At 66.8% G+C, this 16126-nt stretch carries 18 protein-coding genes; 10 read left to right on the top strand and 8 right to left on the bottom strand.

The genetic code is table 11. The annotated features are described in order from the left end of the window. Nucleotides 1-51: 51 nt before the first annotated feature. The 3 genes from RXV88_RS02360 to RXV88_RS02350 all read right to left on the bottom strand — a co-directional run bounded on the left by RXV88_RS02360 (nucleotide 52) and on the right by RXV88_RS02350 (nucleotide 2756). Nucleotides 52-882 (bottom strand): C40 family peptidase, encoded by an 831-nt coding sequence (locus RXV88_RS02360; RefSeq protein ID WP_316290364.1) that lies wholly within the window; start codon nucleotides 880-882, stop codon nucleotides 52-54. After that, nucleotides 879-2264 carry a leucyl aminopeptidase family protein gene (locus RXV88_RS02355; RefSeq protein ID WP_316290362.1) on the bottom strand — a complete coding sequence of 462 codons (1386 nt, stop codon included), beginning with the start codon at nucleotides 2262-2264 and terminating at the stop codon, nucleotides 879-881. The genes RXV88_RS02360 and RXV88_RS02355 overlap by 4 nt, the downstream gene beginning before the upstream one ends. 111 nt (nucleotides 2265-2375) lie before the next feature. Beyond that, nucleotides 2376-2756 carry a hypothetical protein gene (locus tag RXV88_RS02350; protein WP_316290361.1) on the bottom strand — a complete coding sequence of 127 codons (381 nt, stop codon included), beginning with the start codon at nucleotides 2754-2756 and terminating at the stop codon, nucleotides 2376-2378. A gap of 153 nt (nucleotides 2757-2909) precedes the next feature. Here RXV88_RS02350 and RXV88_RS02345 point away from each other — a divergent pair, with 153 nt between their 5' ends. The 3 genes from RXV88_RS02345 (at nucleotide 2910) to RXV88_RS02335 (ending at nucleotide 4954) form a co-directional block, all read left to right on the top strand. Next, nucleotides 2910-3557 carry a carbonic anhydrase gene (locus RXV88_RS02345; RefSeq protein WP_316290358.1) on the top strand — a complete coding sequence of 216 codons (648 nt, stop codon included), beginning with the start codon at nucleotides 2910-2912 and terminating at the stop codon, nucleotides 3555-3557. Nucleotides 3558-3669: 112 nt separating this feature from the next. Beyond that, nucleotides 3670-4638, top strand: a complete 969-nt coding sequence (locus tag RXV88_RS02340) for a sodium-dependent bicarbonate transport family permease (RefSeq protein ID WP_316290356.1) — start codon at nucleotides 3670-3672, stop codon at nucleotides 4636-4638. Between the two features lie 4 nt (nucleotides 4639-4642). Beyond that, a complete protein-coding gene (locus tag RXV88_RS02335; RefSeq protein ID WP_316290354.1) occupies nucleotides 4643-4954 on the top strand; it encodes a P-II family nitrogen regulator in 312 nt (103 codons plus the stop codon). On the opposite strand, the gene RXV88_RS02330 is transcribed toward RXV88_RS02335, so the two are convergent. Then, complete coding sequence (locus tag RXV88_RS02330) at nucleotides 4951-5292, bottom strand: hypothetical protein (protein ID WP_316290352.1); 342 nt, start codon at nucleotides 5290-5292, stop codon at nucleotides 4951-4953. The two genes, RXV88_RS02335 and RXV88_RS02330, sit on opposite strands and share 4 nt — an antisense overlap. A 130-nt stretch (nucleotides 5293-5422) precedes the next feature. Here RXV88_RS02330 and RXV88_RS02325 point away from each other — a divergent pair, with 130 nt between their 5' ends. Continuing rightward, complete coding sequence (locus RXV88_RS02325) at nucleotides 5423-5944, top strand: hypothetical protein (protein ID WP_316290350.1); 522 nt, start codon at nucleotides 5423-5425, stop codon at nucleotides 5942-5944. Between the two features lie 7 nt (nucleotides 5945-5951). Here the strand turns inward: RXV88_RS02325 and RXV88_RS02320 are convergent, their stop codons facing one another. Then, entirely contained in the window at nucleotides 5952-6974 is a 1023-nt protein-coding gene (locus RXV88_RS02320) for an aspartate-semialdehyde dehydrogenase (RefSeq protein ID WP_316290349.1), read from the bottom strand. Nucleotides 6975-7439: 465 nt separating this feature from the next. Here RXV88_RS02320 and RXV88_RS02315 point away from each other — a divergent pair, with 465 nt between their 5' ends. Further along, nucleotides 7440-9314: a nucleoside-diphosphate sugar epimerase/dehydratase gene (locus tag RXV88_RS02315; protein WP_316290347.1), complete on the top strand. Its 1875-nt coding sequence runs from the start codon at nucleotides 7440-7442 to the stop codon at nucleotides 9312-9314. A 24-nt stretch (nucleotides 9315-9338) separates the two neighbouring features. Here RXV88_RS02315 and RXV88_RS02310 read toward each other — a convergent pair whose 3' ends face one another. Then, complete coding sequence (locus tag RXV88_RS02310) at nucleotides 9339-10181, bottom strand: TIGR00730 family Rossman fold protein (protein ID WP_316290345.1); 843 nt, start codon at nucleotides 10179-10181, stop codon at nucleotides 9339-9341. Nucleotides 10182-10251: 70 nt separating this feature from the next. On the opposite strand from RXV88_RS02310, the gene RXV88_RS02305 reads away from it, so the two are divergent. Both RXV88_RS02305 and dapD read left to right on the top strand, forming a co-directional pair. Next, the gene (locus RXV88_RS02305; protein ID WP_316290343.1) at nucleotides 10252-11169 is read left to right on the top strand and encodes a threonine/serine dehydratase; all 918 of its coding nucleotides are present in this window, start codon (nucleotides 10252-10254) and stop codon (nucleotides 11167-11169) included. An 89-nt stretch (nucleotides 11170-11258) separates the two neighbouring features. Next, nucleotides 11259-12086 (top strand): 2,3,4,5-tetrahydropyridine-2,6-dicarboxylate N-succinyltransferase, encoded by an 828-nt coding sequence (dapD, locus tag RXV88_RS02300; protein ID WP_316290341.1) that lies wholly within the window; start codon nucleotides 11259-11261, stop codon nucleotides 12084-12086. Here dapD and RXV88_RS02295 read toward each other — a convergent pair. After that, nucleotides 12083-12475: a rhodanese-like domain-containing protein gene (locus RXV88_RS02295; protein WP_316290339.1), complete on the bottom strand. Its 393-nt coding sequence runs from the start codon at nucleotides 12473-12475 to the stop codon at nucleotides 12083-12085. The genes dapD and RXV88_RS02295 overlap by 4 nt on opposite strands. 115 nt (nucleotides 12476-12590) lie before the next feature. On the opposite strand from RXV88_RS02295, the gene RXV88_RS02290 reads away from it, so the two are divergent. Further along, nucleotides 12591-12932 carry a hypothetical protein gene (locus tag RXV88_RS02290; RefSeq protein WP_316290337.1) on the top strand — a complete coding sequence of 114 codons (342 nt, stop codon included), beginning with the start codon at nucleotides 12591-12593 and terminating at the stop codon, nucleotides 12930-12932. Between the two features lie 6 nt (nucleotides 12933-12938). On the opposite strand, the gene RXV88_RS02285 is transcribed toward RXV88_RS02290, so the two are convergent. Beyond that, a complete protein-coding gene (locus RXV88_RS02285; protein ID WP_316290335.1) occupies nucleotides 12939-14012 on the bottom strand; it encodes a Hint domain-containing protein in 1074 nt (357 codons plus the stop codon). 311 nt (nucleotides 14013-14323) lie between these two features. Between RXV88_RS02285 and dapE the strand changes: the two genes are divergently transcribed. Further along, entirely contained in the window at nucleotides 14324-15472 is a 1149-nt protein-coding gene (gene dapE / locus RXV88_RS02280; RefSeq protein WP_316290333.1) for a succinyl-diaminopimelate desuccinylase, read from the top strand. Next, nucleotides 15465-16058, top strand: coding sequence for a TIGR04282 family arsenosugar biosynthesis glycosyltransferase (locus RXV88_RS02275; RefSeq protein ID WP_316290332.1), 594 nt, complete (start codon nucleotides 15465-15467; stop codon nucleotides 16056-16058). Before dapE ends, RXV88_RS02275 begins: the two co-directional genes overlap by 8 nt. Nucleotides 16059-16126 lie beyond the last annotated feature (68 nt).

Genomic DNA, 16126 nt, shown 5'->3' with positions numbered 1-16126 from the left:
CCTCGCGCTCCCCGGGATATTTATGGATCAGTGAAAACAGGGATGTGGCGCTCAGGTCAAGCGGGCATGGCGGGTGACCGGGCCGTCGCCTTGTGCGGCGATGCGGGCGATGGCGTCGGCCAGGGGTTCGAAAGTCACCGACATGTGGTGGGCGTTGGCGTGCAGGAGGGTGTCGGGGCCGGAGACCCAGGCGACGTGGCCTTTCCAGAACATCAGGTCGCCGCGGAGGGGGGGGGTGCCTGCGGGCAGGGTTTCGCCCAGAGCCGCCTCTTGCAGGTCGCTGTCACCCGGGCAGGCGCGGTTGCACAGGTGGAACGCGATCTGAACGAGGCCGGAGCAGTCGATGCCCCAGCAGGAATTGCCCCCCCAGAGATAGGGCGTGCCGATCAGCCGTTCGGCCACGGCGACCGGATCGGCGGCAGGCGTATCGAGGGGCGACAGGTGCGACGCGGGGATGTGGCCGAGGTCGGTGTCGGCGAACCGGTCGTTTTGTGCGCGGACGCGGAGCTGTGCGCCCATCGGCAGCGCCATGCGATCCTCGGATTTCAAGTCCGGCAGAGCGTAGGCGTGGGTGGCGCGGGCTGTCACCCGGTGCGTCGGCAGAGGTTGCGACGCGCTGAGTTCCGAGGCGTGCAAGTAGCCGACATAGCCATCGGCCGCTGCCTGAACGAAGGCCCAGCCGTCGCGGTCCTCGTAGGTTGTGACCGCCGCACCCAGCAAGAGCTCGCGGTCGCGGGCGCCGTCGGGGGCGCGGCGCAGAGTGGCCACCGGCACCGCGACGCGGGCGGCGGCGCCCTCGACGAAACGGTCGGCCTGAACCTGTCCGCGCAGATGGGCCGCCGCAACACGGCCGTTGGCCGGGGTCAGGCGACGGTCCGTCACAGGTTGAGCGCCGCTGGCAGCGCGTCGAGGATCGCGCGCGGCCCCTGTCCGAGCCCGCCTTTGGGCCGGGCGGGCGCGGCCTGCGGCTGCCAGGCGTAGATGTCGAAATGCGCGTAACGCGGCGTCGCTTCGACAAAGCGGCGCAGGAAGAGGGCTGCGGTGATCGCGCCGGCCATGCCGCCCGAGGGCGCGTTGTCCAGATCGGCGATGCCCGGCTCGATCCTCGGTTCGTAGGCGTCCCAGAAGGGCAGCCGCCAGACCGGATCGGCCATGCGGCGGCCGGCCTGTTCCAGCTCGATCGCCAGCACCTCGCTGTCGGTGAAGAACGGCGCGATATCCGGGCCCAGGGCCACGCGCGCCGCGCCCGTCAGCGTCGCCATCGAGATCAGCAGGTCGGGCATTTCCTCGTCCGCCAGGGCCAGCGCATCGGCCAGCACCAGCCGCCCTTCCGCGTCGGTGTTGTTGATCTCGACCGTCAGGCCCTTGCGCGAGGTCAGGATGTCCTGCGGGCGGAAGCTGTTGCCCGAAACCGCGTTTTCGACCGCCGGGATCAGCACCCGCAGGCGCAGCGGCAGGTCGAGCGCCAGGATCATGTAGGCCAGCCCCAGTACGTTCGCGGCGCCGCCCATGTCCTTTTTCATCAGCCCCATCGACGCGCCGGGCTTGAGGTTCAGCCCGCCGGTGTCGAAGCACACGCCCTTGCCCACGAGCGTCAGCAGCGGGCCGGCCGTGCCCCAGCGCATGTCGATCAGGCGCGGGGCCTGCGCCGCGGCGCGACCGACCGCGTGGATCATCGGGAAATTCGCTTTCAGGAGATCGTCGCCGGTGATCACCGAAATATCCGCGCCGAATTGCTTGGCGAGGTTGCGCGCGGCGGTCTCAAGCTCGGACGGTCCCATTTCCGAGGCTGGGGTGTTGACCAGATCGCGGGTCAGCGCCTCGGCCCGGGCCAGCGTTTCGACGCGGGACGCGTCGATCCCGGAAGGGGCCACCAGTTCGGGCACCTTGGGCGCGTTGTCGCGGTAGCGCGAATAGCCGTAACCGGCCAGCAGCCAGCCCAGCGCCTCTTCGGCCATGGCGTCGTCCGGCACGCCGCTTTCGATGCGGTAGGTGCCGGGCGCGAGCTTGGCCGCCGCCGCCGCCAGGGCAAAGCGGCCGCGTTTGCGTTGCGCCTCTGTGCCGTAGCCGATCAGGGCGCCGCGCGGCCGGCCGCCCGGGGCAGGCAGCATCAGCGCGCTGCCGATGGCGCCATTGAAGCCATTCGCCTCGACCCAGTGGCGCACGTCATCCGATTGCTGCGCCACCCAGAGCGCGACATCGTCCGGTTGCAGTACGTAGAGCGGCCAGGCCTCTGAACCGGACGGCGCGAAACTGAATGGCATTTGATAATATCCCCTCGCTTGTGCGCGCACCCTATCCCGCGCGCCGCGCCGCCGAAAGGGGACAGTTCAAGGCCACGCCAAAAGCCCGGACGCGCCGCCCGGCGCGGAGGCCTACAAGGACAAATCCTGCAAATCCCAGATCGCCACCAGTGACCGTTCGCCCAGCCGGAGCAGCCGGGCCAGAGTCGCGGCGGTGGCGACCGAATCGCCGTCGTCGATGCAGCGCACCACGTCGCCCGCCACCCGCGCCAGGGCGGTCATCCCGATCTGTTCGGCCACGGCGGCCGTCGTGTGGGTCTGTTTGCGCATCTCGGCCCAGTCGGCGTTCCGATGCAGCGTGTCGATATGGCCCATCCGAAAGGCCAGGTCCACCATCGCGCGGCACACCACATCCTCGGCCCCGGCCGGGCCGAGTTGCCGATAGAGTTCCTCGATGCGTTCCCGATCGATGCCCGCCCTTTCGGCCGGCGCCAGTATTGCCACCTGTTCCACCACGTCTTCCCTTGTATCTCCGCCCCCACGGCTTGGGCGGACCCTGCCGCCGTCACCCCTTCCAAAAGGTTATGCCGTGCCGGTTTCTTCTCTCGAAATTCAATTGAATTCAGCGTAGTTGGGAAACAGAGTTTCCAAGTCCGGAGCAACCCAATGCACCGTATCCGCCCCCTGCCCACTTATCTCGTGCAGCGATACTTCGGCTGGAAGGCCACGACCTACAAGGAAAACCGGGCCTGGTACCGGCGGCTGGCGACCGAGGGGCAGCGCCCCCGCGCGATGGTCATCGCCTGCTGTGACAGCCGGGTTCAGGTGACCTCGATTTTCGGGGCGGACCAGGGCGAATTCTTCGTGCACCGCAACATCGCCAACCTCGTGCCGCCCTATGAGCCGGACGGCGATCACCATGGCACGTCGGCGGCGGTGGAATACGCGGTGACCGCGCTCAAGGTGGCGCATGTGATCGTGCTGGGCCACTCGCGCTGCGGCGGGGTGCAGGGGTGTCTCGACATGTGTTCGGGCCGCGCGCCGGAGCTGGAGGAAGAAAGTTCGTTCGTGGGCCGCTGGATGGACATCCTGCGCCCGGGCTACGACCGGGTGAAGGACGCCGCCGAGGACACCCAGCAACAGGCGCTTGAAAAGCAGGCGGTGGTCGTGTCGCTGACCAACCTAATGAGCTTTCCCTTCGTGCGTCAGGCGGTGGACGAAGGCGAGCTGACCCTGCACGGGCTCTGGACCGAGATCGGCGAGGGCGGGCTGGAATGGTACGATCCCAAGGCCGAGGCGTTCGTGCCGGTCTAGGGTCTGGACGCGCTGGGCGCGGCGGTGCCCGCCTTTCGGCATTCACGGCATTGCGTTATGGCGCGCAGCTTCGCATAAGCCATATGACACCGCACCGTCCGGAGGGTTCCGCGTGCTCGATCTGGCCATCAACAACCTGCTGTCGCCCATCGTGCTGTCGTTCGTGCTTGGCCTCTTCGCGGCGCTGGCGCGATCGGATCTGAGTGTGCCGGAGGCCGTGGCCAAAGGCATGTCGCTTTACCTGCTCTTCGCCATCGGCTTCAAGGGCGGGGTCAGCGTGGCCGATCACGGCATCGACCCACGGCTTTTGGGCGCGCTGGTGGCGGGGGTGGTTTTGTCGTTCGGACTGCCACTTATCGCCTTCGCGCTGCTGCGCGGGATATCCGGGATGAGCCGCACCGACGCGGCGGCGGTGGCCGGGCACTACGGCTCGATTTCCATCGTGACCTTCGTGGCCGCCAGCAGCGTACTGAGCGACGCGGGAATCGCCGCCGAGGGCTACATGGTCGCCGTGGCCGCCGCGATGGAAGCGCCTGCGATCCTCTCAGCGCTCTGGCTGGTGTCGCGGGGGTCGGGCGGCGGGCGGATGACTGCGGAACTCTGGCACGAGATCCTGCTGAACGGGTCCATCGTGCTGCTGCTGGGGGCCTTTGCCATCGGCATGATCACCGGCAAGGACGGGCTGGACAAGATCGCCAGCTTCATCGTCAACCCGTTCCAGGGCGTGCTGTGCCTGTTCCTGCTGGACATGGGGCTTATCGCCGGACGCGGCCTGCGGCAGGGCTCGAGCGTGCTGGACCGGGGCGCCATCGGTTTCGCGGTGCTGATGCCGCTGGTGGGCGCGGGCGCGGGGCTGGCGCTGGGGATGGTTCTGGGGCTGAGCACAGGGGGCGTGCTGCTCTTGATGGTGCTGGCGGCCTCGGCCTCGTATATCGCGGTGCCGGCGGCGATGCGGGTGGCCTTGCCCGAGGCGAACCCGTCGATATACCTGACGCTGTCGCTGGCGGTGACCTTCCCGTTCAACCTGACGCTGGGCATCCCGATCTACCTGGCCGCGGCACGCATGATGACAGGAGGCTGAGCCGATGCAGACGCACAAGGCGAAACGGGTGGTGATCACCATCGAAGCCGTGATGCAACGCCGCCTGACCGAGGCGCTGAAAGAGGCGGGCGTGACCGGATGGTCGGTTCTGCCCGTTCTGGGCGGATCGGGCCGGTCGGGCGAATGGAGCCGCGAAGGCCAGATCGGGCGCGGAACCGGGATGGTGCAGGTGATCTGCCTCATCCGCCCCGACCGGCTGGAAGGCCTGATGGACGCGGCCTTTGCCGTGGTCGACAAGCATATCGGCGTGGTCAGCGTGACCGATTGCGAGGTGCTGCGCGCCGAGCGGTTCTAGGCAAGACTGCCCGACCGTCCGCCGCGATGCACCTTGACGCAGGGCCGGCCCAGACGCGCCGACAGGCTGCGCAGCGGGACGCCCAGGAATTGCCCGGTGCAGACCGCCGCGCCGGTGTCGAGCCGGAGCAGAACCAGATGGCCGGCGCGGAACGCGATTCCGTAGCCTTTACCAGCCAGACCTCGTGTCAGGTCGTCCCAGCTGGACGCCCGCTCGAGGATCGGGGTCAGGAAGGCACGCAAGAGCGCGGCCGTCTCGCAATCGGGCGGCGCGGGAAGCGGATCGTTGGCAGGGGGGGTGACGGTCCAGGGGACCTTGCTGTGTGTCAGGGACGGCATGGTTTCACCTATGAGAACGTGTATTGTTCAGATTTGCGAAACAATGCGGCAAAATCAGGGCCGGATCGGACCCGATCTATGGGTGTTGCCGGTAAGACACCATTAACCGTGATGTGGGCAATCTTGGCGCATGGATGAGATCACCGTTTCCCTGCGTCTGCCACGCGCCTTGCTCGAGGCCGCGGAGCGGCTTGCGCGCGACAGGGACGAGAGCCTTGGCAGAGTGCTGCGCCAAGCCTTGTCAGCTGAAATCATGCGCGCCAACCGGAATGCGAAGACGCCCAATCGGGCGGATGAGCAGCTCCTCGGCCCCTTGCGGGTCCTCCTCGCATCGGACTTCGCCGAGGCACGGTCCTGGAACGAGCTTCAATCGCGCCTTGCCGCCAAAGGCTACGCGCTGCGCGAGGCAGGTGGCGGATTGGCCTTGCATTCCCATCCGCAGGGCTTGCGCCTGTGCAAAGGGTCGGAACTGGGCCAAAGCTACGGCACGCTGATGCGCCGCTTCGGCACGCCGTTTCCCGGTCATGCTCATCGCTGGCTGGCCAACCGGGTTCTCGGCGCCCCACCCGATCCCGACGAGGATTTCGACGTGATCGAGCGTGAACCGTTCGGCCCATTACCCGTCAAGACCGGCGCGGCGCGCCGGTCTTGACGCCGTATCAGCCCTTTTTCAGGGCCTTTTGGCCCAGAACCTCGGCGATCTGAACCGCATTGAGCGCAGCGCCCTTGCGCAGATTGTCTGAAACGCACCAGATGTTCAGACCGTTCTCGATCGTCGAATCCTGGCGGATGCGGCTGATGAAGGTGGCGAAATCGCCGACGCATTCCACCGGCGTGACATAGCCGCCGTCCTCGCGCTTGTCGACAACGAGGATCCCCGGCGCCTCGCGCAGGATGTCGCGGGCCTCGTCTTCGTCGAGGAATTCCTCGAATTCGATGTTGATCGCCTCGGAATGGCCGACGAACACCGGCACGCGCACACAGGTGGCGGTCAGCTTGATCGACCGGTCCAGGATCTTCTTGGTTTCCGCGACCATCTTCCACTCTTCCTTGGTGGAGCCGTCCTCCATGAAGACGTCGATATGCGGGATCACGTTGAACGCGATCTGCTTGGTGAACTTCTTCGCGGGCTTGTCGTCGGTCGGGTTGTAGATCGACTTGGTCTGATCCCAGAGTTCGTCGATGCCTTCCTTGCCGGCGCCGGACACGGATTGATAGGTCGACACCACCACGCGCTTGATCCGCGCGCGGTCGTGCAGCGGCTTCAGCGCCACGACCATCTGGGCGGTCGAGCAGTTCGGATTGGCGATGATGTTTTTCTTGGTATAGCCCAGAACCGCGTCGGCATTGACCTCGGGCACCACCAGCGGCACGTCCGGGTCGTAGCGATAGTGCGACGAGTTGTCGATCACCACGCAGCCCGCCTTGGCGGCGATGGGGGCGTATTTCTTGGTCGCGTCCGACCCGATGGCAAAGAGCGCTATATCCCAGCCGGTAAAGTCGAAGGCGTCGATGTCCTGGGTGGTCAGGGTCTTGTCACCAAAGCTTACCTCGGTGCCAAGCGACCGGCGCGAGGCCAGCACAGCGATTTCATCGACCGGGAACTCCCGTTCGGCGAGGATGTTCAGCATTTCGCGGCCCACATTGCCCGTGGCGCCGGCGACGACGACCTTATAGCCCATAACTCGGCTCTCCTTTTGGCGGCGCCCGAAGCCTGCGACATGCAAGTGGGCGCTCGGCGCGGTGCATAACGCAGCAAAAGGTGGCAGAAAAGCCGTCTTTGGCACGCAACTGCCGCAAAAACAGCGCGAATCACGACAATTCAGCGCACCCTACCGCTCCCGGGGCCGTGCTTTGCGCCCAGAAAGCCTCGAATCAAACGCAACGCACCCCAAACGCGCAACTTTGTTTCGCAAGCGCGCAACATCAAACCGTTGATTGTGAGTGGATTATCGCCGATCAATGCAGGCGCAGCATTTCGGCACTTGTCTAAACCTTAGGCAATCGCATAGAAAAGTGCGGATATTAGTCGAACCGCACACCATGTCCCGTGTGGACGGACGCCGTTCTGGCCAAACTGGCGTCGTATAACGAAAAATGGTGGCGGCTAAGAGACGACCGAAGGTAACGGCGGGGGACACCGTTTTATGTTTTACAAGATTGTGACGTCGCTTTCGCGCGCACAGAAAAAATGGCTTTTCCTGACGACCGATGCGGCGATGGTTTGGGTCGCCATGGCAGCGGCTCTGCTTTTGAACGCGACCGTCGATGCGAATGCCGAAACTCTGACCGGACTGATGCCGCTCATGGCGGCCATGATCCTTCTGGGTGTGCCGGTCTCTATCTACCTTGGTCTGCCGCGCATCCGCCTGAATGCCTACGAAATGCGCGGGATCGTCCGGACGGCGGCCTTCGCCGTCGCAGTGGGGCTGGGCGGCGCCGCCCTGAACGGCCTGCTGGCCCCTGCCCTGCCGTACGAGGTCTTCTTTATCTTCACGCTGTTCTATCTCGTGATCGGCGCCAGCTGGCGGATCGCCCTGCGGCAGGTCGTGCTGCAGGTCTACCGACGCGGGCAGGCCAGAATGCGGGTGCTGATCTATGGCGCGGGCCAGACCGGCCAGCAGCTTGTCGCCGCGCTGCGCACCGACAATGCCATCAAGCCCGTCGCCTTCGTCGACGACAATCCGACGCTGCAAAGCCAGATGGTGTCGGGCCTGCCGGTCCACGCCCCGTCCAAGGTCCAGGACCTGATCGTCAGCAAGGGCATCGACCGCGTGGTGCTGGCCATGCCCTCGATCAGCCATCCCGAGCAGGCGCGAATCGCGCATCGTCTGCGGGCGATCGGTTGCGAGGTGCACGCCCTGCCCTCCTTCGCCGAGCTGGTTGGCGAGCGCGAGCTGCGCAAGCGTGTGGCACCGGTTTCGCTGAACGATCTGCTGGGCCGCAACCGGCTCGAATCGGAACTTCCCGGCGTCAGCCACGCCTATTCCGGCCGCCGCATCCTGATCACCGGCGCTGGTGGCTCGATCGGATCCGAGCTGTGCCGCCAGCTGATCGCCTGCAAGCCCGAATGCATCGTTCTGGTCGATCATTCGGAACTGGCGCTTTACAATATCGACAAGGAACTGCGTGAACTGTCCGAGGACCTGACCATCGTGCCGGTTCTGGGGTCTGTGCTCGAAGACGAACTGATGCGCGAAGTGCTGCGGCTTTATGACGTCGACGTCGTGCTGCACGCCGCCGCCTACAAGCATCTGCCGCTGGTCGAATGCAACGTGCTCGCGGGGCTGCGCAACAACGTGATCGGCACCAAGGTCATGGCCGATGCGGCGCGTGACGCCGGGGCCGAACGGTTCATTCTGGTGTCGTCGGACAAGGCCGTGCGCCCCACCAACGTGATGGGCGCATCCAAGCGCCTCGCGGAACTCTTGGTGCAGGACATGGCGACCCGCGCCAGCGGAACCCGCTTTTCCATGGTGCGATTCGGCAATGTTCTGGGATCGAGCGGATCGGTCATTCCGCTGTTCGAGGAACAGATCGCCCGGGGCGGGCCGGTCACGCTGACCGACCGCAACGTCACGCGCTATTTCATGACCATATCCGAGGCCGCGCGTCTGGTGTTGCTGGCCGGGTCCTTTGCGCGCGGCGGCGATGTCTTCGTGCTCGATATGGGCGACCCGGTGCCGATCGCCAAGCTGGCGCGACAGATGATCGAAGGGGCCGGTCACACCGTCCGCGACGAGAACAACCCCGAGGGCGAGATCGAGATCCAGATCACCGGTCTGCGCAAGGGCGAAAAGCTGCACGAAGAGCTGCTGATCTCGCCCGACATGCTGACCACGCCGCACAACAAGATCCTGCGCGCGCAGGAAAGCTATCTGTCCGAGATCGAGATGGCGACCGCGCTCAAGGATCTGCGCCGGTCTCTGAACGCGCTCGACGAGGCCGCCGCGCGCGCCGTGATCGACCGCTGGGTCGAGCGCGGAGAGAGCGACCGCGTCGAGGAAGCGCAGTCGTTCTGATCAAGCGCCGACGTCCCGGGGACGTCAGCGGCCGGGAATGTCCGACCGGGCCGGTTCCGGGGTCCAGGCGTCGATGATCTTGGCGGCCTCCTCGGCGGTTTCCACGAACTGAAACAGCTCGAGGTCCTCGGGGCTGATCGTGCCGGCCTCGGCCAGGGCGTCCCAGTTGATGATCCCCTCCCAGAAGCTGCGGCCGAAAAGCAGGAACGGCACCGGCGCCATGCGCCCGGTCTGGATCAGCGTGAGCGCTTCGAAAAGCTCGTCCAGCGTGCCGAACCCGCCGGGGAACACACAGATCGCCCGCGCGCGCATCAGGAAATGCATCTTGCGGATCGCGAAATAGTGGAAGTTGAAGGCCAGGTCGGGCGTCACATAGGCGTTGGGCGCCTGTTCGTGCGGCAGCACGATGTTCAGCCCGATCGACACGCCTCCGGCCTCGGCCGCGCCGCGGTTTCCCGCCTCCATCACGCCGGGGCCACCGCCGGTGGCAACGACGAAGTCGCGGTTGTCGCTGGCGCGTGAGCGTTCGGTCATCAGCACCGCAAAGCGCCGCGCCTCTTCATAGAAATGCGACAGCTCGGACAGGGTTTTGGTGCGGGCCTGGTCTTTGTTGACCGGCTCGGGAATGCGCGCGCCGCCAAAGAGCACGATGGTGCTGTCGATCTGGTTCTCGTCCAGCAGCATCTGGAATTTCAGCAATTCCAGCTGAAGCCGCACCGGGCGCAGCTCATCCCGGCAGAGGAAATCGTCGTCGGCAAAGGCAAGCCGATAGGACGGCGACCGCGTCTGAGGGGTCTGCGGTACGTGCTGCGCAGTGTCGCGGTCAAGATGCGCGTCGCGGAACGGGCGGCGGCGGTCGTCTTTCATTTGGCGCGTCCTTGTACTGGTTCCGTCCTGACTATAGCGTCGCGCCGACACGCGCCAGACGGGGAATGACATGGACTGGATCGCCGAAATCGACACCGCCGCCGGGCGCATCGCGGACCACGCACAGCGCACGCCCGTGATGCACAGCGCGGTGCTCTGGGATCGCCCGGTGGCGCTGAAGCTCGAGCAGATGCAGCACACCGGCAGCTTCAAGGCGCGCGGCGCGTTCAACACGCTGCTGTCGCAGCCCGTGCCGGCGGGCGGGGTCGTGGCGGCCAGCGGCGGCAATCACGGCGCGGCGGTGGCCTATGCGGCGATGCGAACCGGGCACAAGGCGCAGATTTTCGTGCCCGAGATGGCAGGCCCAGCCAAGATCGCACTGATCGAGCGCACCGGCGCGGGGTTGACCGTGGTGCCCGGCCAATACGCCAATGCGCTGGAGGCCGCGCAGGAGTACGAGGCGCGCACCGGCGCGATGCAGGTGCACGCCTATGACGCCCCAGCCACGGTGGCCGGACAGGGCACCTGCCTGCGCGAATGGGAGGCGCAGGGGCTGGACGCCGACACGGTGCTGATCGCCGTGGGCGGCGGCGGGCTGATCGCCGGGGCGATGGCCTGGCTGCAAGGCCGGCGCAAGGTGGTCGCCGTGGAACCCGAGACGAGCCAGGCGCTGCATACCGCGCTGGCGCAGGGCGCGCCGGTGGATGTCGAGGTGTCGGGCGTGGCCGCGAACGCGCTGGGGGCGCGCCGGATCGGGAGGATCTGCTTTGAGCTGGCGCAGGACTGGCTGGGGGCCTCGGTGGTGGTGCCGGACCAGGCCATCACGGCGGCGCAAAGGGCGCTCTGGCAGAGCCACCGCATCCTGGTCGAACCGGCAGGGGCCTGCGCGCTGGCGGCGCTGACGAGCGGCGCCTATGTGCCGGAACCGGACGAACGGGTCGCTGTGCTGGTCTGCGGCGGCAATATCGCCCCCGATCCACTTGGCTGAAGCGCAGCTCCTCAAGCCCTTGCGGGCTTTCCTCGCTGTGGCGCACAGGCTATAGGGCACGCGAACCCGCTTTTATGGAAAGAGGTCCCATGTCCAACGCCCAGCTCGAATCCGCCATCGAAGCCGCCTGGGAGGCGCGCGATACCATCACGCCGTCGACCGGCGGCGAAACCCGCGAAGCCATCGAGGACACGCTGAACGCGCTCGACAGCGGCCAGCTGCGCGTGGCCGAACGGCAGGAGAACGGCGACTGGCATGTGAACCAGTGGGCCAAGAAGGCGGTGCTTCTGGGCTTCCGCATCAAGGACATGGAACTGCAGCCGGGCGGCCCGCAGGGCGCGGGCTGGTGGGACAAGGTCGACAGCAAGTTCCTCGGCTGGGGCGACGACCAGTGGAAGGCCGCGGGCTTCCGCGCCGTGCCCAACTGCGTGGTGCGCAAGTCCGCCTATATCGCCCCGGGCGTGGTGCTGATGCCGTCCTTCGTCAACCTTGGCGCCTATGTCGACAGCGGCACCATGGTCGACACCTGGGCCACCGTCGGCAGCTGCGCGCAGATCGGCAAGAACGTGCATCTGTCGGGCGGCGTGGGCATCGGCGGCGTGCTGGAGCCCATGCAGGCGGGCCCCACGATCATCGAGGACAATTGCTTTATCGGCGCGCGTTCCGAGGTGGTCGAGGGCTGCATCGTGCGCGAAGGCTCGGTGCTGGGCATGGGCGTCTTCATCGGCCAGTCGACCAAGATCGTCGACCGTGAAACCGGCGAGATCTTCATGGGCGAGGTGCCGCCCTATTCGGTGGTGGTGGCCGGCTCGATGCCGTCGAAGAACAACGTCAATCTTTACTGCGCAGTGATTGTCAAGCGCGTGGATGCGCAGACACGCTCGAAGACCGGCATCAACGAGCTGCTGCGCGACTAACGTTTCGCCGGTTTGGCCCCGACGGGGCCGCCGGCGGCCTTCCACCCCGAAAAGCCGTCGTCGATGTGGCTGACATTGGTCAGCCCCATCTTTTGCGCGACGCGCGCCGACAGCGCCGACCGCCAGCCGGACGCGCAGTAGAAGACAAACCGCACGTCCTCTTGGAACTGCGGTTTGGCATAGGGGCTTGCGGGGTCGATCCAGAATTCCAGCATGCCCCGAGGGCAATGGAACGCCCCGGGGATCATGCCCTCGCGGTCGAGCTCGCGCGGGTCGCGCAGATCGACGAAGGTCACGCCGGGCTGACCGTGCAGCGCCAGCATCTCGGCCGCCGGGGCGTGATCGACCATTGCATTGGCGGCTGCCACCATGTCTTTGACGGATTTCATCTTGGGTCCTCCCATTCGCGGCGCAGTATGACGGGGCCGGCGGCGGGGGCAAGCCCTCGACGCGCGCGCGCAATCGTGGCAGGAGAGCGCCGGACACAGATCGGAAGGCCACCCCATGGGCGACACCCCGCGCAAACCGAAGAAACCGCAGGCCGTCTATACCCTGCTGGTCGAGGTCGGCCGCAAGACCGGCGATGGGCTGCCCGACGGCGCCACCGGTGCGGCGCTGATGTGCTTTGCCAGCGGCGTGGACGAGGCCGAAGCGGTGCGCGAAACCGTGGCGATCCTGAAGCAAGCAGACATGGCGCCGCTGGATGTCACCGGCTACGGCACCCTTGAGGAGCGCCAAGCGCAAGGGCACGAGATCGGCGCGGAAGAGGCCGAGCTGATGGAAAGGGCGCTGGCGGAAAACGCGGTGATCGTGGCGCAGGTCACGCCGTTCTTCGACAAGGCATAGGCGCGGTCAGGCGGCGCGCGCCTCGGCCAGGATGATCGCCTCGAACGGGCGCAGCACCTGATAACCGGCGCGGTGATGTTCGGGCAGAAGGTTGCGCGGGCAGTCCCTCAGCAGCGACGCCTCCAGCCTGTCCTTGTTGCGCCGCAGCCGCCCGACATAAAGGCTCTCGATCCCGGCGTCGGCGGTCATCAGCGCCTCGTGCCCGGGCAAGAGCACCTGGCTGTAGCGCACTGTCAGGTGGCCGTCCTCGTGCATCGCCGCCAGCCCGTTCACCAGGCTTACCGCCGGGACAAGCACCGCCTCGCGGCCGAAGATGTATTCGACCTCGGACCCGCCGATCACCAGCCGCTGGTGCGGGGCCACGACGATGTCGCGGCGCAGCCCGAAATAGGGCGCGCGCAGCCGCACCGGCCGGAACGCGCCCAGCGCGGGAACCACCCGGTGCACCGTATGAAGCACCGGCACAACGCCGTTGTCGCGGGTGATCACCGTGTCGCCGGTCTTTAGCCGGTCGAGCGCGCGAAAGCCCTGCGGCGTGGCAATGGGGACCGAGGCGGTCAGCGACGGCATCGGCCCCACTGGCTCGATCCGTGTCGAGACGGCGAAATAGAGCACGTCGTCATCCACCTGCCGCAGCTGCGGGCGCTGGGTCAGGGTGTAGATATCCTCGAGCATCAGAGGCGGCGGAGGCGGCGTGTCCCGCACAGTTTGCGCGTCGCTTTCGGGCCGTTCCAGCGTCAGGCGGCCCCAGCGCGCGCGGGTGTCCCAGCTGAAGGTCAGCCGCATCACGTCGGTGCGCGCATCGGTCGGATAATCCAGCAGCGTGTGAAAAACGTCCTCGCCCTGGCTCATCACAAGCACGATGCTGCCGCCCGGAATGGCCTGCAACGACAGGCTGGCCGGCCAGGGATGGCGGCGGTCGTAGGACAAGAGCGTCTGCGGCCGGCCCTCGGGCGACAGCCGGGTTTCCAGCAGGATCGACCCGCGGGTCAGAAAACGGTCGCGGCGGGTGTCGGGGCTGTCGAAGGTCTTGGGGCAGACCCAGCTCTGCTCGGGTCCAGAGATCGCGATCCAGCTCATGCCACGCCCGCCCTGCCGATGGCCGCTGCCACCGCGCTTGTCGGCGCACCTGTCTTGATCCCGACTGCCATTCACTGCCTCTGCTCGGTCCGGGCTTCGCTCTTTGGCGAATGCGGCGGGAGGCGCAGAAGCGCCGACGCCCTGCCGCCGGACCCTTGTTTTTCAGAGACATAGCGCGGGGGTCGTTGAGCGGTTAAAGAAAAGTACGGAGTGGCCGGTCGCGCGCGACCGAATTGCGGTAAATATGCCACATTTGCCAAGCCGCCTGGCGCGCGGTACCCCGACCATGACCACGCAAAACGAGAGCCGCCATGACTGCTGCCACAGACCCCGCCGACCTGACCGCGAAACTGGTGCGCTGCGCCTCTGTCACGCCCGAGGAGGGCGGCGCGCTGATCCTGCTGCAAGACCTGCTCGAGACTGCCGGGTTCACCTGCACCCGGGTCGACCGGGGCGGCGTCGCCAACCTCTTTGCGCGCTGGGGTGACAAGGGTCATTCGCGCAGCTTCGGCTTTAACGGCCATACCGACGTGGTGCCCATAGGCCGCGCGGCGGACTGGAGCGTCGATCCCTTCGGCGCCGAGGTGAAGGACGGCTATCTCTACGGGCGCGGATCGACCGACATGAAATCCGGCGTCGCGGCCTTTGTCGCCGCGGCGGTGGACTTTGTCCGCGACACGCCGCCGGACGGCGCCGTGATCCTGGCGATCACCGGCGACGAAGAGGGCGACGCGACGGATGGCACCGTGGCTTTGTTGGACTGGATGGAGCAGAACGGCGAGGCGATGAGCGTCTGCCTGGTGGGCGAGCCGACCTGCCCCGAGCGGATGGGCGACATGATCAAGATCGGCCGGCGCGGATCGATGAATGCGCGGGTGCGGGTCACGGGCAAGCAAGGCCATTCCGCCTATCCGCATCGCGCGATCAACCCGCTGACCGCGCTGGTGCACATGCTGGACCGGCTGGCCAGCAACGAGCTCGACATCGGCACCGATCATTTCGACGCCTCGACGCTGGCGCTGACCACGATCGACACCGGCAACCCGGCAACCAACGTCATCCCCGCCGAGGCCAGCGCGGGGCTGAACATCCGCTTCAACGACCTGCACAGCGGCGCCTCGCTGACGGAATGGCTGCGCGAAGAGGCCGAGAGGGCCGACACCGCCTTTGGCACGACGACCGAGGTGACGGTCAAGATCTCGGGCGAGGCGTTTCTGACCCCGCCGGGCCCGCTGTCCGATCTGGTGTCGCGATCCGTCGCGGCGGAAACCGGCGTGACGCCGGAATTGTCGACCACGGGGGGCACCTCGGATGCGCGGTTCGTCCGGAACCACTGCCCGGTGGTGGAATTCGGGTTGGTCGGCAAGACGATGCACGCGGTGGACGAACGGGTCGAGGTGGCGCAGATCCACCAGCTCAAGGCGATCTACACCCGCATTCTAAGCGATTACTTTGCGTAGGCAGTTGGTCGTCATGCTGAAGGAGCCGCGCCCCGGCCGGGTGAAAACCCGGCTTGGCCGCGACATCGGCATGACCTCGGCGGCGTGGTGGTTCCGACACCAGACGCGGCAATTGTTGCGGCGGTTAGAGGATCCGCGCTGGGACCTGGTGCTGGCGGTCGCGCCGGATCGGGAAGGCCTGCAGAGCCGCGTCTGGCCCGCGCACCTGCCCCGCGTGGCGCAAGGGCGCGGCGACCTGGGCGACCGGATGGCACGGCTGATGCGGACGTTGCCGCGCGGCCCGGTCTGCATCATCGGCGGTGACATCCCCGGGGTCACGCGCGCGCATGTGCGTCGCGCCTTTCGGGCGCTTGGCGATCACGACGCGGTCTTCGGGCCTGCCCCGGACGGCGGGTATTGGCTGACGGGGCTGAAACGCGTGTCGCCGCCGCCGGTCACGCTTTTCGACAAGGTGCGCTGGTCCAGCGAACACGCTCTGGCAGACAGCATCGCCAGCCTTGGCGGTCTGCCCGTCGCGCTGACAGACAGGCTCGACGACGTCGACACGCTGGCCGACCTGACGCGAGGAAAGGCCGCAAGGGCTTGACGAGCGGCCGCTCATCCGCCCGATTGGGCGTCTTCGCTGATGACGGCCTGAGCAGTGCGTGATACGCC

This window comes from Aestuariicoccus sp. MJ-SS9, assembly GCF_032586235.1.
Taxonomy (GTDB): domain Bacteria; phylum Pseudomonadota; class Alphaproteobacteria; order Rhodobacterales; family Rhodobacteraceae; genus Aestuariicoccus.
Note: the sequence above shows the minus strand (reverse complement) of the source record. Positions and strands in the feature narration are given on the sequence as shown.

Coding starts and splice junctions, on each gene's coding strand:
- RXV88_RS02355 (WP_316290362.1), bottom strand. CDS start 2,264: ATGCCATTCAGTTTCGCGCCGTCCGGTTCAGAGGCCTGGCCGCTCTAC.
- RXV88_RS02345 (WP_316290358.1), top strand. CDS start 2,910: ATGCACCGTATCCGCCCCCTGCCCACTTATCTCGTGCAGCGATACTTC.
- RXV88_RS02335 (WP_316290354.1), top strand. CDS start 4,643: ATGCAGACGCACAAGGCGAAACGGGTGGTGATCACCATCGAAGCCGTG.
- RXV88_RS02330 (WP_316290352.1), bottom strand. CDS start 5,292: ATGCCGTCCCTGACACACAGCAAGGTCCCCTGGACCGTCACCCCCCCT.
- RXV88_RS02325 (WP_316290350.1), top strand. CDS start 5,423: ATGGATGAGATCACCGTTTCCCTGCGTCTGCCACGCGCCTTGCTCGAG.
- RXV88_RS02320 (WP_316290349.1), bottom strand. CDS start 6,974: ATGGGCTATAAGGTCGTCGTCGCCGGCGCCACGGGCAATGTGGGCCGC.
- RXV88_RS02315 (WP_316290347.1), top strand. CDS start 7,440: ATGTTTTACAAGATTGTGACGTCGCTTTCGCGCGCACAGAAAAAATGG.
- RXV88_RS02310 (WP_316290345.1), bottom strand. CDS start 10,181: ATGAAAGACGACCGCCGCCGCCCGTTCCGCGACGCGCATCTTGACCGC.
- RXV88_RS02305 (WP_316290343.1), top strand. CDS start 10,252: ATGGACTGGATCGCCGAAATCGACACCGCCGCCGGGCGCATCGCGGAC.
- dapD (WP_316290341.1), top strand. CDS start 11,259: ATGTCCAACGCCCAGCTCGAATCCGCCATCGAAGCCGCCTGGGAGGCG.
- RXV88_RS02295 (WP_316290339.1), bottom strand. CDS start 12,475: ATGAAATCCGTCAAAGACATGGTGGCAGCCGCCAATGCAATGGTCGAT.
- RXV88_RS02290 (WP_316290337.1), top strand. CDS start 12,591: ATGGGCGACACCCCGCGCAAACCGAAGAAACCGCAGGCCGTCTATACC.
- RXV88_RS02285 (WP_316290335.1), bottom strand. CDS start 14,012: ATGAGCTGGATCGCGATCTCTGGACCCGAGCAGAGCTGGGTCTGCCCC.
- dapE (WP_316290333.1), top strand. CDS start 14,324: ATGACTGCTGCCACAGACCCCGCCGACCTGACCGCGAAACTGGTGCGC.